The sequence below is a fragment of the Pseudoxanthomonas sp. GM95 genome, from assembly GCF_900109775.1.
In the GTDB taxonomy this organism is placed as follows: Bacteria; Pseudomonadota; Gammaproteobacteria; order Xanthomonadales; family Xanthomonadaceae; genus Pseudoxanthomonas_A.
In genome coordinates, this window is record NZ_FOAX01000002.1 from 1,226,612 (window position 1) to 1,241,824 (window position 15,213).

7 protein-coding genes and 1 riboswitch are annotated in these 15,213 nt (G+C 68.7%); of the genes, 4 read left to right on the top strand and 3 right to left on the bottom strand.

Annotation, left to right across the window (positions count from 1 at the left end):
• Positions 1 to 197 precede the first annotated feature (197 nt).
• Positions 198 to 2,336, bottom strand: a complete 2,139-nt coding sequence (locus BMZ17_RS13475; RefSeq protein WP_093139059.1) for a putative bifunctional diguanylate cyclase/phosphodiesterase — start codon at positions 2,334 to 2,336, stop codon at positions 198 to 200.
• A 408-nt stretch (positions 2,337 to 2,744) separates the two neighbouring features.
• Here BMZ17_RS13475 and BMZ17_RS13480 point away from each other — a divergent pair, with 408 nt between their 5' ends.
• The 3 genes from BMZ17_RS13480 (at position 2,745) to BMZ17_RS13490 (ending at position 9,334) form a co-directional block, all read left to right on the top strand.
• Positions 2,745 to 6,017: an autotransporter family protein gene (locus BMZ17_RS13480; protein WP_139202921.1), complete on the top strand. Its 3,273-nt coding sequence runs from the start codon at positions 2,745 to 2,747 to the stop codon at positions 6,015 to 6,017.
• A 319-nt stretch (positions 6,018 to 6,336) separates the two neighbouring features.
• Positions 6,337 to 7,713 (top strand): GGDEF domain-containing protein, encoded by a 1,377-nt coding sequence (locus BMZ17_RS13485; RefSeq protein WP_175485583.1) that lies wholly within the window; start codon positions 6,337 to 6,339, stop codon positions 7,711 to 7,713.
• Positions 7,714 to 7,843: 130 nt separating this feature from the next.
• Positions 7,844 to 9,334: a GGDEF domain-containing protein gene (locus BMZ17_RS13490; protein ID WP_139202923.1), complete on the top strand. Its 1,491-nt coding sequence runs from the start codon at positions 7,844 to 7,846 to the stop codon at positions 9,332 to 9,334.
• Between the two features lie 12 nt (positions 9,335 to 9,346).
• On the opposite strand, the gene BMZ17_RS13495 is transcribed toward BMZ17_RS13490, so the two are convergent.
• The gene (locus BMZ17_RS13495) at positions 9,347 to 10,285 is read right to left on the bottom strand and encodes an alpha/beta hydrolase (RefSeq protein ID WP_093139063.1); all 939 of its coding nucleotides are present in this window, start codon (positions 10,283 to 10,285) and stop codon (positions 9,347 to 9,349) included.
• Positions 10,286 to 10,513: 228 nt separating this feature from the next.
• Positions 10,514 to 13,438 carry an aminomethyl-transferring glycine dehydrogenase gene (gene gcvP, locus BMZ17_RS13500; RefSeq protein ID WP_175485585.1) on the bottom strand — a complete coding sequence of 975 codons (2,925 nt, stop codon included), beginning with the start codon at positions 13,436 to 13,438 and terminating at the stop codon, positions 10,514 to 10,516.
• 87 nt (positions 13,439 to 13,525) lie between these two features.
• Positions 13,526 to 13,641, bottom strand: a riboswitch (glycine riboswitch).
• Positions 13,642 to 13,958: 317 nt separating this feature from the next.
• On the opposite strand from gcvP, the gene BMZ17_RS13505 reads away from it, so the two are divergent.
• Positions 13,959 to 15,209, top strand: coding sequence for a multidrug effflux MFS transporter (locus BMZ17_RS13505; protein ID WP_093139064.1), 1,251 nt, complete (start codon positions 13,959 to 13,961; stop codon positions 15,207 to 15,209).
• Positions 15,210 to 15,213 lie beyond the last annotated feature (4 nt).

The following is a 15,213-nucleotide window of genomic DNA, read 5'->3' on the forward strand; positions in this document are numbered from 1 at the left end:
CAGGACTCCATGTGGCTGGCGGGGGAACCCCATGCTCACGATGGTGGTGTCAACACACCGTGCCCGCAGCCGAAGGATTTCTTCACGCCCGGCATCTTTGATGCGCTGTTACCGCGCGGACGATCCCGTGCGGCAGCGCCCGGTGTGCGCCCGCACACGCGGAGGTGTCCCGTGCGCCCGCCTGGCGCCGGATGCCATCAGCTGAAGCTGGGGACCAGGCCGTCCAACGCGATGTCCGGATCCGCATCGCGATCGTCGTCGCGTGGCGCCTGCTGGCGCTGGAAGCCACCGCGCACGGTAGCCGAGTCGTTCGGCCGGCCCAGCAGGTAGCCCTGCAGCGAAGTGCAACCCAGCGAGGTGAGCAGCGCCTGCTGCTCGCTGGTTTCCACGCCCTCGGCGATCACTTGCAGGCCCAGGGTGCGGCCCAGCGCGACGATGGCCGAGACGATGGCGGCATCGTCGCTGTCGGTGGTCAGGTCGCGGACGAAACCGCGGTCGATCTTCAGCTCGCTGGCCGGCAGCTTCTTCAGGTACATCAGGCTGGAATAGCCGGTGCCGAAGTCGTCGATGGAGATGCTCACGCCCAGCTCGGACAGCTTGCGCAGGATCTCCAGGCTGCTCTCCGGATCGTGCATGGCCATCGACTCGGTGATCTCCAGCACCAGCGACGCCGGCGGCAGGCCGTGGCGCGTCAGCGCGCTGCGCACGTCGTGGTAGAGCAGGTCCGAGCGGAACTGGGTTGGCGAGAGGTTCACCGCGATGCTGCCGAGCTGATAGCCGTCGGCGCGCCATTCGGCCAGCTGGCGGCAGGCTTCTTCCAGCACCCAGCGGCCCAGCTCGATGATCAGCCCGGAGCGCTCGGCCAGCGAGATGAAGTCGTTGGGCATGATCAGCCCGCGCTCGGGATGGCGCCAGCGCACCAGCGCTTCCACGCCGGTGATCGGGCCGGCCGGGGCGACCAGCTTGGGCTGGTAGTCCAGATACAGCTCGTTGCGCTGGATCGCGCGGCGCAGGTCCTGGGTCAGGGCGATGCGCTCGTGCGCGCCCTGGTTCATATCCGGCTCGAACAGCTGGTAGCCGTTGCGGCCGCGTTCCTTCACCGCGTACATGGCCGCATCGGCATTGGCCATCAGGTCCTGCACGCGGCGCCCGTCCTCGGGATAGATTGCCACGCCGATGCTGGCCGACACGGCGATCTCGTTGCGGTCGATCTCTAGCGGCAGGCTGGCCAGCTGCATCAGCTTGTGGGCGATGGTGGCGGCGTCTTCGGGCGCATCGATGGCGGTGAGCACGACGAACTCGTCGCCGCCCAACCGGGCCACGGTGTCTTCCGAACGCAGGCTCTCCAGCAGGTTGGAGGAGAGCTGCAGCAGCAGGCGGTCGCCGACGTGGTGGCCGTAGGCATCGTTGATGCCCTTGAAGCCGTCCAGGTCGATGAACATCACCGCGAAGCGGCGCTTGGCGCGGCGCGCGTTCTCGATGGCCTGGTTGAGGCGGTCTTCCAGCAGCACGCGGTTGGGCAGGCGGGTCAGGCCGTCGTGCAGGGCCAGGTGGGTCAGCTCGGTGTTGGCCTTTTCCAGCGAGGCGACCAGCGCGGCGGTGCGCTCCTGCAGGCGACGGTCGAGCACGGTCGTCACCAGCGCCATGCCAAGGATGGCAAAGGTCGAGATGCCGACCGACGCGGCCAGCAGCGGCGGCGAGATGCCGCCGTTCAACGCCGCACCGCACAGGCTGCCGGGCGGGAAGTTCGCCGCGGCCATGCCGGTGTAGTGCATGCCGATGATGGCCAGGCCCATCACGCCGGCCGCGGCCACGCGCAAGGCGAACAGGTGCGCGATGCGTTCGCTGCGCAGGCGGAAGAACAGCCACAGCGCCGCGATCGCGGCCGCGATGGCGATCACCACCGACAGGGTGAACCAGATCGGGTCGTAATCGATGCCGGGCTGCATGCGCATGGCGGCCATGCCCAAGTAGTGCATCGCGGCGACGCCCACGCCCAGGATCGTGCCGCCGCCGAGCAGTTGGCTGGTCGGCAGGGTCGCGCGGGTCACCATCCACAGCGCATAGGCCGAGGCGACGATGGCGATCGCCAGCGAATACAGCGTGATCAGCAGGTCGTAGCCCTGCGGGACGGGCAACTTGAAGGCCAGCATGCCCACGAAGTGCATCGACCAGATGCCGAAACCCATCGTGCAGGCGCCGCCGACCAGCCAGGCCTTGGCCGCACGGCCGGTGCTGGCGGTGATGCGGCCGGTCATGCTGAGCGCGACGTAGGCGGCAAAGACCGCCACCAGATAGGACGCCAGGACGATGAGAGGGTTGTAGGTTCCGGACATGTCGCGCAGGGATGCCGGCAGTTGCCTGCCGGCCAGAGGAATGGGGGATAGGTGGAATCAGCAAAATGCGTGCCACCCATTATGAGCGTTGCGTCACAGGACGCGCATACGCGCGAAATTCCGCCATTCATACGCATCGTGTCGGCATCGGCCGCTGGCCTCCAAGGCCCGGCGTGGCGCGTTCAATTCCCTTGGAATCACGCCTGAAGTGACGCAGGGCGTCAGCGCACGACGCAGCTGTGCGCCGCATCCATGCGAAGCGCAGGCTTCACTGCGTCGGGTGCGGGGCGCGAATCGCGCGCTTGGCCTCACGTGGCGTCGACCGACACCTCCTGTAAAAGCCGGTGACACAGGGGCGGGTCAGGCCAGCGATGGAACGTGCATCGCCTGGCATCAGGGAGGAGTTGCATGCACGCGCCCCGTGTTTCGCCGTTATCCGGCGCCCTCGCCAGCGTGCTGTGCGCCCTGGCGACTGGCTGGTCCCCCAACGCCCAGGCCGGTTGTTCCACAACGACGCCGACCAGCGGCCAGTCCGTGACCTGCGATGCGCAGGCGCCCAATCCCGATCCCAACGGTGTCCAGGCAGTCGCGGGGAGCGCCGGCGTCAGCGTGAACCTGCTTGCCGGCGCGCAGATCCAGACCGCAAGCGGCGCCGGCGTCGCCCTGCGCGATGCCAGCGTGCTCGACAGCGCCGGCAGCATCACCCTGGGCGCGGGCAATGCCTTCGATGCGGTCTACCTGCAGGGCAGCGGCAACCGGGTCCAGCAAAGCGGCCTGCTGCAAACCGCAGGTGCCACGGCCGATGCGGTGCAGGCCGACGGCAACGACAACACGATCCAGCAGATCGCCGGCGGTCGCATCGTCACCAGCGGCGCCAGTGCCAATGGCGTGTTCTTCAACGGGGGCAGTGGCAACGTATTCGACAACGCCGGCAGTATCGTGGTGACCGGAGCGGGCGCGCACGGCCTGCGTTCGACCGGTGGCGGCAGCCTGATCAACGACGGCAGCATCAGCGCCGCGGCGGGCTGGGGCGTGTCGTTCGAAGGCGCGGGCGCGTCCAGCATCGTCAATCGCGGCAGCATCAGTGGCGGCGCCGGCGGCATCCGCACGGGCAGCAGTGCCGACCGGCTGGAGATGCAGGGCGGGGCGATCACCGGCGCGGTTACCCAGGGCGATGGCGACGATGCGTTCGTCATGTCCGATGGGCGTCTGCCCAGCCTCGACCAGGGCGCCGGCGCCGATCGTGTGCAGATCAGCGGCGGCTCCATCGACGGCATCGTCAGCCAGGGGGCGGGTGTCGATGACTTCGTCATGAGCGGTGGGCAGGTCGGCGCGCTGTTGCAGGGCGACAACCTCGATACGTTCCGCATGACCGGCGGGCGCATCGTCGGTGCGTTTGAGGATGGCGACTATGCCGAGATGACCGGCGGCCGGATCGGCCGGGTCAACATGAAGCTGGACGACAACACCTTCGACATGTCCGGTGGCACGATCGACGGCAACCTGGTGACCGGGTTCGGGCGCGACACGATCTACCTGCGCGATGGCTACATCGGCGGCAACATCAGTGTCAGCGGGGGCGACGACCGCGTGGCGATCACCGGCGGCGTGGTCCGCGGCGAGGTGCGGATGAGCTTCGGCAACGATGCCTTCAGCTGGGACAACGGCGGCATCGTCTACGGCATCGTCGACCTGGCCGACGGCAACGACACGGCGGCCCTGTCCAACCTCACCGCCGCCAACCTCGGCGCCTTGCCGCAGCTCGATGGCGGCAGCGGCACCGATGCGCTGACCTTGGACAACGTGGACTTCAGCGGCGTCGCGCGGCTGACGGGCTGGGAAACCGTCGCGCTCAACAACGACTCCGAACTGCTGATGGATGGCACCTTGCGCCTGGGCGATGCAGGCACCGGCACCGGCGCGCTGCAGATTGACGCCAGTAGCACCGTGTACGCCGGCGGCATGGACACGGCGATTGCGCCGTTCACCGCTGGCGCTCTGGTCAACGTCGTCAACGCCGGAAGGATCGACCTGACCAACGGGGCGCGCGTCGGTGATGCGTTCACCATCACCGGCAACTACGCGGGCAACAACGGCACGATCTTCCTGGACACGGTGCTGGGCGACGATGCCTCGGCCAGTGACCGGCTGGTGCTCGACGGCGGCTCTGCCAGCGGCACGACCGGGCTGGGCATCGTCAACGCCGGCGGCACCGGCGCGGCGACGCTGGCCGACGGCATCCTGGTGGTGCAGGGGGTGAATGGCGCGACTTCCAGCGCCACGGCGTTCGCGCTGGATCGCACGGTGGCCGCCGGCGCGTTCGAATACTTCCTGTTCAAGGGCGGCGTGTCGGCCGGAACCGGCGAGAACTGGTACCTGCGCTCGACCCTGGTCAACACGCCCACGCCGAGCACGCCGGCGCCCGCGCCGGATCCGGCCCAGCCGCCGGTGTCGCCGCCGGCGCCGGTCGAGCCCGAACCCACGCCGCCCGCGCCGCCGCCGATCGCGACCGCGCCGCCTGACGTGCCGGACAACCCCGATCCGCTGGTGCCGCCACCGGTGCCGCCCGAGCCACCAGCCGACCCGGTCGCAGCCGAACCGCCGACACCGTCGCCGGCCATTCCACCAGTGCCGGTCACGCCCGCGCCGCTGCCGGTAGGCGAGGTCGCGCCGCCAACGCCGGGCGCGGTGGCGGCGCAGGGCGAGGTCATCCCGCTCTATCGCGTCGAAGTGCCGGTGTACGCGGCGACCGTGCCGCTGGCGCGCGAACTGGCGCAGGCAGCGCTGGGCACGTTCCACGAGCGGCAGGGCGAACAGGCCTTGCTGCAAGGCGAGGGCGTGGCCCGCGCGGCCTGGCTGCGGGTTTTCGGCCAGCGCGATGAGGTGGCATGGCGCGGCGATGCGGCGCCGGCTTTCGACGGATCGCTGTCCGGCGCGCAGGTGGGCCTGGATCTGTATGCGGGCGTGGATGACGCCGGGCGCCGCGACCAGGTCGGCGTGTTCGTCGGACACAGCCGCATGCAGGGCGACGTGCGCGGCTTCGCGCTGGGGTGGAACCACCTGCAGGCCGGTCGTGCGGAGATGGATGACGATCACCTCGGTCTCTACTGGACGCGCGTGGGTGCGGAGGGCGCCTATCTGGATGCGGTGCTGATGGGCCATCGTTTCGACGGGCATTCCACATCGGCGCGCGGGATCGGGATCGACACCGACGGCGATGGGCTGACCGCCTCGTTGGAAGTCGGCAAGCCGGTGCGCTGGCGCGACGAGTCGCACTGGTCGCTGGAGCCGCAGGCGCAGCTGGTCTGGCAGCGGCTGGACTTCGACCGGCAGGCCGATCCCTACGCGCAGATCGCTTTCGATGCGGACGCGCAGTGGATCGGCCGCATCGGCCTGCGCCTGGCCGGCGATTACCCGACCACGCGCGACCGCTGGCAGCCATATCTGAAGCTCAACCTGTGGCAGGGCAGCGGCGGCACGGATCGGGTGGCGTTCGATCAGGACGTGCTCCGCACCCGCAGCGATGCGCCAATGCTGGAGTTCGGCGCGGGCGTGGCCGCGCGGTTGGGCGCGCATGCGAGCGTGTTCTTCGTCGCCGACTACAGCCGCAACCTGGGAAGCACAGACGACCAGCGCCGGCGCACCCTGCAGGGCAATGCGGGGCTTCGGTTGGACTGGTGAGGTGGCGCGCGTCACGCAAGCGCGTGGCGTGTGCCGGTGCCGATCACCCCGGTGACGTGCAGCGTCATGCAGCGACGCGGCGAACGGAACTTCCGACTCGGGAATGTGAGGTGGTTGGCGAAAAATAAAGTCGGCACGGAAATTGCTGAATACGGCCCACAACAGGATGGTGGGCCAGGGCGCCCACCGCTTCGGAGTGGGAATGCGCGATGGGCTGGACCAGCAGGAGGCAGCACGACAGGCACGGATGCAGGTAACGGATCAGGGGGATGGGCAACCGTCGGTCTTGCGTGGACCCGTGGTTGCGCATGGGCGGTTGTTGGGATTGGTCTTCGCCGTGCTGGGCACGGTGGTCTGGGTGGGGGTGGGATTGAGCGTGCAGTCCGGTGCGGGGACCGGCGCGCTCTCCCTTTTCCTTGCCGTGGTGTTGGGATTCCTGGCGTTGCTGGGCGTGAGCTGGCGGTCCCGCGCCAGCGAAAGCCTGGCCGGCCGCTGGCAGTGGTGGATGGTGGGCGGCCTGGTCTGCGCCCGTGTCGCGGGGTTGATCGCCGCCGCGGCCGGGCTGCAAACATGGGTCACGATCGCCGCAACGGTTGAACTGGCCGGCGCGGCCTGGCTGGTGACCAGTGCGCCCAGCGGCCGCGGCGTCTCGCCGGTGCTGGTGCTGGAAGTGCTGCTGGCGCTGCTGTTCGCTATGTTGGCCAGCTTGCACGGCAGCGGCGTGGCGTGGATGCTGATGGGCTTCATGGCGCTGGTGCGCCTGCTGGCCACGGCGGACCTGGCACGCGGCAATCTGTTTTTGGCGGTGTTCGTGGTGCTGCTGGCCGATGCCGTGCAGGGGCGGCCGGCGTTGGGCGGGCTGGGCGATGCGCAGTCCATCGGCGCCACCTTGGCACCGGCGTGGCCGCTGTTCGTGCTGAGCTGGGCGGTGGCGCTGGGCCTGCCGCGTCGCGTGCGCCGGTGGCGCCTGTTGCCAGAACTGGCGCGGCGGCTCTGCCGGGGCATCCCGATGCTGGTGGCGCTGGCGATCGCTAGCTGCGGCCTGCTGCTGTGGCAGCACGGGCATGTCTCCACGATCGTGGCCTCGGTGCTGGCGCTGGTGCTGTGCGCGATGCACCAGACCTTGCGCGTGCGCGACGAGCGCCGGTTCGAGATCGCGCCCGATGGGATGTCCGCCGCGGTGGTGCTGGCGCGCGAAGCGGTGCGCCTGCACCTGCAGCGCATCCTCGGCGAACGCGGTCGCAGCGACAGCACCTGCACGGTGCTGATGGTCGATGTGGACCGCTTTACTGCCTTCAACCTGCGCTACGGCACCGAGACCGGCGACGAAGTGCTGGAGCGCGTCGGCGACACCTTGCAGTCCAGCCTGATGCGGGCCGGCGACCAGGTCGCGCGCTGGCGCGAGGACTGTTTCCTGGTGGTGCTGCCCAATACCTCGGCGGCCCACGCGCCGGTCGTGGCCCAGCGCCTGCTGCGCGCGGTGCAGGACCTGGGCATCGGCCATGCGGCGACCGATTCGGGCGTGGTGACGGTGAGCATCGGCGTGGCCAGCCGGCCGGCCTGGCGTCGCCAGCGCGTCGGGCCGCTGCTGCGCGATGCCGATGCCGCCCTGCAGCGCGCCAAGGGCGACGGCCGCAATCGCTGGGAAAGCGACGTCGCGCCGGTCGCATCCGCCGCCCGCGCCGTGGCGTCATGACGCCGCTTCGACCTGGGCTCACCGACCTGGGCCTGTGCTGGCGTGCACGGCCGCCCGCAGGGCGGTGCGCTACCATTTTGCAGCCAGGCGCGATTGCGCCGGGGGAGATGGCGTTGGGGAACGTCTGAGCATGCGCTTTGCCGCGATCGGCTTCTGCTTGATGCTGCTGCACCTGTGGGTGGCGGCAGGCGGCGGTGCGCACGCAGAGGTCACCGGCCAGTTGCTGCGGATCGGCGTGTTCTGCAGTGCCGTCGGGGCGACCCTGCACCGGCGCGTGCGTGCCCACGGCATGGCACGCACGCTATGGCTGCTGCTGGCCCTCGCGCTGACCATGCAGGTGCTGTGGGCGCTGATGATCCTGGCTTCGGTGCTGTGGCCGGCTCATGCACAGGGACTGGGGATGGGGGCCAACGTGCTGTCGGCCATGTACACCATCCCCTGCATGTATCTGATCACCAGCGCCTTCACCGGCCGCGAGCCGGCCCTGGTCAAGGGCCTGGACGCGGGCATGTCGGTGCTGCTGGCGGCACTGCTGATCCTGCTGATCTCCACCGTGATGGGCGGTGACAACCCCGGCGATCCGGCGGCGATCTGGCTGGCGATCTGGCATGCCGACGCGATTGATTTCTCGTTGGCGATCCTGGCCAGCGTGCGCCTGTTCGGTGCGGGCACGACCAGTCGGCGCTACTTCTACTGGATCACCTCGGTGTTCCTGTGGTGCAACGCGACCGCCGCGGCCGTCTTCAATCGCCTGGATATGAGCGGCCAGACCTGGTGGGGGCCGACGATCATCGACCTGGCCTTCGTGCTGGTGGCGCTGATGGCCTGGCGCGCGCCGCCAACGTGGTTGCGCCGCTATCGCCCTTCACTGCAGACGGTGCGGACGATCGCGGCGTTCGCGCCGGTGGCGATCGCGCTGGGCGTGCTGATCCTGGGGATCAGTTTGTCGCGGCTGAATTTCTTCGGAGGCGCGGCGGCGGTGCTGCTGGCCGCGGTGATGTATGGCCTGCGCGTGGCGGTGATCCAGAGCCAGCACGAGGACCAGGCCGACCTGGCCGACCGCAGCAACCAGCAGTTGCAGCGCCAGCTGGGCGTGGACCCGCTGACCGGCATCGCCAATCGCGGCGCGCTGGACGCGCGCATGCGCGAAACCCTGGCCAGCGGCGTGAGCTGCTCGCTGATGATGATCGACATCGATTACTTCAAGCAGTTCAACGACAGCCAGGGCCACGTGCTGGGCGACCGCTGCCTGGTCAAGGTTGCCGCCGCGCTCAAGTCGACGTTGCAACGCAGTAGCGACATGGTGGCCCGCTATGGCGGCGAGGAATTCGCCGTGGTGCTGCCGGACTGCAGCCCGGAGGCCACCGACGAGATGGCGCGTCGGCTGCTGATGGCGGTCTCGCACATGCGGATTCCGCATCCGGCCTCGCCGCTGGGCCACGTGACCGTCAGCATCGGCGTGGCGATCCGCCGGCATGACTGGATGGGCGAGGACGACACCACCACCGCCCTGTTCCAGGCCGCCGACCGCGCGCTGTACCAGGCCAAGTCCGAAGGCCGCAACCGGATCCGTCACGCCGGCTACGACGCCGGCCAGCGCGTGCCGGCGTTCGAGTTCTAGCGTTTCAGGCCTTCAGCGGATCTCGAAGGAGAACCGCAGCACATCGGTCACCGAACGCGCCGGCACGGTCACGTGTACTTCGTCTTCGTAGCGATGCAGGCGCACGCGCATGCCGTAGCCGGAGAGCCGGTCCAGGCGATCGACCAGGGCGCGCGCGGGTTCGGGATCGTCGTCCTTGTCCTGGTCGCCGACCACGACCATCAGCTTGCTGGTCTTGCCGATCTGGCCGCTGGTCAGGCGCTCGGTAAAGGCGCGTTCCTCTTTGAGCATGCCTTGCTCGTTCCATTCCGAGGACGGGCTGGCGGCCACGATCGTATTGAACGCCTCGGGCCGCTCGTACAGCGCATACAGCGCAAACAACCCGCCGAACGAATGGCCGAACAAGGCATTGCGCGTGTCATCGACGGTGTAGCGCTTGCCGATCTCGGTGCGCAGCTTGCCGGTGAGGAAGTCCAGGAACGGCTTGCGCGCGCCGCTCTTGTACTTGGCCAGCTCGCGCCACTGCTTGGGCGGCGGATCGAGCAGCGGCTGCGTGTAGTCGTTCATGCGCCGTACGTCCCAGGCCGCATCGCCGGGATAGCCGACGCCGACGATGATCGACTGGCCGACCGGCTCGAATTCCTGCACCCAGCGTGCCGCGGCGAACGAGCCGAAGTACGCATTGCCATCCAGCACGTACAGCACCGGATAGCCGTCCTTGGGCGCCTCGCCGCTGCCGGGGAAGGACACGAAGATCCGATACACCTCACCCCCGTCGGAGGTCAGGTCGAAGACCTCGGTCGACGGCATCACGTAGCCGTGGCCAGGCTTGGACCTGGGCTTCCCTTCGGCCGGTGACGCGGCCCAGGCATGCGCCGTGCACAGCGACAGCAGGGCGAGCAACAGCAGGGCACGGCGGATCATGCGTGCCGTGGCGCGTGATTGATCGAATCGAAGGGAATGCGTTGTCATGCAAGGTTCCGTGCAGGGTGAGGGTCGGCCCGCGTCTTGCGAACAGGCGCCTGGCGATGGCTTGGCACGGTGCGGTGTGAGGGCGATGTCGCCACATCAGAAGCCAAATGTCCGGTGGCGTCCAGATGGCAGGTGGATCTGCGCCGGGATGCCGACCGGGTTGACGTTGCCGAGTGGCCAAGAAAAAGCCCCGCATGAGCGGGGCTTCTTCATTCACCGTCAAGCGGATCAGGCCTCGACGTCATCCTTGTACGCATCCACCGGAATGCAGGCGCACATGATGTTCTTGTCACCGTAGACGTTGTCCACGCGCGCCACCGGCGGCCAGTACTTGGCCTGCTTGAGGCTGGCCAGCGGGAAGGCGGCCAGCTCGCGCGGATAGGCGTGGGTCCACTCGCTGCCGGAGACCTGCACGGCGGTGTGCGGGGCGTGCTTGAGCGGGTTGTCCTCGCGATCCAGGCGGCCGTCTTCGACTGCGCGGATTTCCTCGCGGATCTGGATCATCGCGTCGATGAAGCGATCCAGCTCGTGCTGGGATTCGCTTTCGGTCGGCTCGACCATCAGCGTGCCGGCGACCGGGAAGCTCAACGTCGGGGCGTGGAAGCCGAAGTCGATCAGGCGCTTGGCCACGTCCTCGGCGCTGATGCCGGTCGCTTTCTCCAGCGGACGCACGTCGAGGATGCATTCGTGCGCCACCAGCCCGTTGCGGCCGGTGTAGAGCGTCTTGTAATGCGGCGCCAGGCGCTTGGCGATGTAGTTGGCGTTGAGCAGCGCCACTTGCGTGGCCTTGCGCAGGCCGCCGGTGCCCATCATGGTGATGTACATCCAGCTGATCGGCAGGATCGAGGCCGAACCGAAGCTCGCCGCCGAGACCATGCCGACATCGCCTTCGCCGCCCAGCGTGCGCGGCAGGAACGGGGCCAGGTGCGACTTGACCGCACACGGACCCACGCCCGGGCCGCCGCCGCCGTGCGGGATGCAGAAGGTCTTGTGTAGGTTGAGGTGCGACACGTCCGAGCCCCACTTGCCGGGCTTGGCCACGCCGACCAGGGCATTCATGTTGGCGCCGTCGGTGTAGACCTGGCCGCCGTGTGCATGCACGGCTTCGCAGATGGCGACCACGTCCTCTTCGAACACGCCGTGCGTGGACGGGTAGGTGATCATCAGCGCGGCCAGGCGGTCCGAATACTTCTCGGCCTGCACGCGGATGTCTTCGACATCGACGTTGCCGTTGGCATCGCACTTGGTGACCACGACCTTCATGCCGCACATCTGCGCCGAGGCCGGGTTGGTGCCATGCGCGGATTCGGGGATCAGGCAGATGTCGCGATGGCCTTCGCCGCGTGAGCGGTGGTAGGCGCGGATCGCCAGCAGGCCGGCGTACTCGCCCTGTGCGCCGGAGTTGGGCTGCAGGCTTACCGCGTCATAGCCGGTGCACTCGACCAGCATGGCTTCCAGTTCGTCGATCAGCTGCTTGTAGCCGGTGGACTGTGCCGACGGGGCCAACGGATGGATCGCACCGAACTCGGGCCAGGTCACCGGGATCATCTCGGCGGTGGCGTTGAGCTTCATGGTGCAGCTGCCCAGCGGGATCATGGTGCGATCCATCGCCAGGTCCTTGTCGGCCAGGGCGCGCATGTAGCGCAGCAGTTCGTGCTCGCTGTGGTGGGTGTTGAACACCGGATGCTGCAGGAACGCGCTGGTGCGCTTGAGGCCTTCCGGCAGTGCATCGGCGGTGGCGGCATCGAGTGCGTCGATGATGGCATCCGGCGAGGCGTCTTCCCCGGCGTTGGCGCTGCCATCGGCTTCGTCGGTCGTGGCGCAGAACAGGCCAGCCAGCGCCAGCAGGTCGGCGCGCGTGGTGGTCTCGTCCAGGCTGATGCCCAGCGCTTCGCTGTCGATCACGCGCAGGTTGATGCCCGCGGCCTGGGCCTTGGCGTGGATCGCATCGGCGTCGACGCCCTTGACGTGCAGGGTGTCGAAGAAGTGCTCGCCGACTTCAACGCCGGCGTGGCGCAGCGCGGCGGCCAGGATCGCGGCCAGGCGATGGGTGCGCTGGGCAATGCGGGTCAGGCCCTCGGGGCCGTGGTAGACGGCATACATCGAGGCCATCACCGCCAGCAACACCTGCGCGGTGCAGATGTTGGAAGTCGCCTTCTCGCGACGGATGTGCTGCTCGCGGGTCTGCAGGGTCAGGCGATAGGCCGGATTGCCCTGCGAATCGATCGAGACACCGATCAGGCGGCCCGGCATCGAGCGCTTGTACGCATCGCGGCACGCCATGAACGCGGCATGCGGGCCGCCGAAGCCGAACGGCACGCCGAAACGCTGCGAGTTGCCGACCACGATGTCAGCGCCCCATTCACCGGGCGCGGCGATCAGGGTCAGAGCCAGCAGGTCGGTGGCCACGGCGACCAGGCCGTGGCGCGCGTGCACCGCATCGGCCAGCGCCTTGTAGTCGCCGATATGGCCGAAGGTGTCCGGGTACTGCAGCAGCACGCCGAAGCATTCAGCGTCCATCGCCTGCTGCGGCGTACCCAGCTCCAGCACGATGCCCAGCGGCTCTGCGCGGGTGCGTAGCAGTTCCAGGGTCTGCGGGTGCACCGCGTCATGGACGAAGAACACGTCCGACTTGGACTTGGCCGAACGCTTGGCCAGGGTCATCGCTTCGGCGGCGGCGGTGGCTTCGTCCAGCAGCGAGGCGTTGGCGATCTCCATGCCGGTCAGGTCGGCACACAGGGTCTGGAAGTTGATCAGCGCTTCCATGCGGCCCTGCGAAATCTCGGCCTGGTAGGGCGTGTAGGCGGTGTACCAGGCCGGGTTTTCCAGGATGTTGCGCAGGATCACCTTGGGCGTGTGGGTGCCGTAATAGCCCTGGCCGATGAAACTCTTGAACACCTGGTTCTTCACCGCGATCTGGCGGATCTTGGCCAGCGCTTCTTCTTCGGTGATTGCCTCGGGCAGCGCCAGCGGCGCCGGGGATTTGATCTTGCCCGGGACGATGGCGTCGGTCATCGACTCCAGGGTCGGATGGCCGACCACGGACAGCATCTGCGCGATTTCGGCGTCGTTGGGGCCGATGTGGCGTTCGACGAACGCGGAGTGGTGTTCGAGGTCGCGCAGCGAGGGGGTGTTCTGGGACATGGCAGGCATCCGAAGGGTGGGGCACGCGAAAGAGTTGGAAGCCGCGGCCTGCCCGCGATCCGCCATGCGGACCTGTGGGAACGACCACGGTCTTCCTCGCGCCCCTCTGTCCTTCTGCCTGAGAGTTTAAAAGCGCGGTCACGCTGCGCTTCGTGCCCCTTCGGCGCCGGCGCCGACCCTCTCGGGCGGCCGGTCTCTCCAGAGTGTGTGCTGCCTGCGGTGGTATCGGGCCTGAGCGATTACGGGCGTTGCGCCTTCGGCAGCGGCCGCCGCCCGAAGGCCTGCGCCGCTTCTCCCACCTGAACTACGGGCCGATTATACGGGCCGGCCGCGCGCGCGTATGCCCGGGCGCGGCAGGCCGGCGATGCGGTCACGAAACGGCCTGTCCGGCCCATGGGCCGTGACCGGCGGCGGGCGCAGCGCCTATCATTTGCGCACTTTCCCTTGTCGTCTCCGGGCCGCGCGCTACTTGCGCGGCCTGCGCCTTGCCGTTTCCGCGCGCCGGGCGGCCGCCCTTCCAGGATCCTTCATGCCGTTGCCTGCCACCTCGACCCGTCGTCTCGCCCTGCTGCTGGCGGGGCTGGCGATGTTCGGGCCGTTTTCCATCGACACCATCTTCCCGGCCTTCCCGCAGCTGGCCCAGCGCTTGGGCGTGGACCAGATGGCGGTCCAGCAGACGGTCAGCGTCTACCTGCTGGCCTATGCGGTGATGAGCCTGGCCCACGGCGCGCTGTCCGATGCGTTCGGCCGCAAGCGGGTGATCCTGGGCGGGCTGGTGGTGTTTGTGGGCGCTTCGGTGGGTTGCGCGCTGTCGCGCGATCTGGGGACGTTGCTGGCGTTCCGCGCGCTGCAGGGCTTTTCGGCCGGCGCCGGCATGATCGTCGGCCGCGCGGTGATCCGCGATCTCTACGACGGCCATCTGGCGCAGAAGCTGATGAGCCAGGTGTCGATGATCTTCGGCATCGCGCCGGCGATCGCGCCGATCATCGGCGGCTGGATCTTGGGCGCCGGCGCGGGCTGGCCGGTGATCTTCTGGTTCCTGGTCGCCTTCGGCCTGGTCCTGCTGGTGGCCACCCAGGTGTGGCTGCCGGAAACCCATCCGGTCGCCGCGCGCACGCCGCTTTCTGTCGGCGGATTGTGGCAAGGCTATAAGGCGATCGCGCTGGATCGCCGCTTCCAGCGCCTGGCCGCGGCCGGTGCGTTCATGTTCGGCGGGATCTTCCTGTACATCGCCTCGGCGCCGGTGTTCGTCATGGACCTGCTGCACAAGACCGAGCAGGATTTCGCCTGGCTGTTCATCCCGACCATCGGCGGCATGACCCTGGGCTCGTGGCTGTCCGGGCGCATGGCCGGCAAGTTGAAGCCCGCCGCCCAGGTGCGCGTGGGCTTCATCTGTTGCGCGGTGGCCAGCGCGGCCAGCATCGCCTATGCGTCGCTATCGCCCACCTTCGAAGTGCCGTGGGCGGTGCTGCCGATCTTCGTGGCCGGCACCGGCATGGGCCTGGTGTTCCCGATCCTGGCGCTGGCGGTGCTGGACCTGTATCCGCGCCAGCGCGGCCTGGCCTCGTCGCTGCAGGCCTTCGTGCAGCTGACGCTCAACGCGGTGGTGGCCGGCGTGCTGTCGCCGCTGGTCGCGCACGAGCCGCTCAAGCTGTCGCTGGGCGCCACCGCATTCTTCATCGCCGGCTGGCTGTGCTGGAAAGCCGATCGCCGCGCCGGCCGACGCCTGCCACGCCAGGATGCGATCACCCCGCGCCTGGAGCCGGCCGACGGCGCCTGAGCGC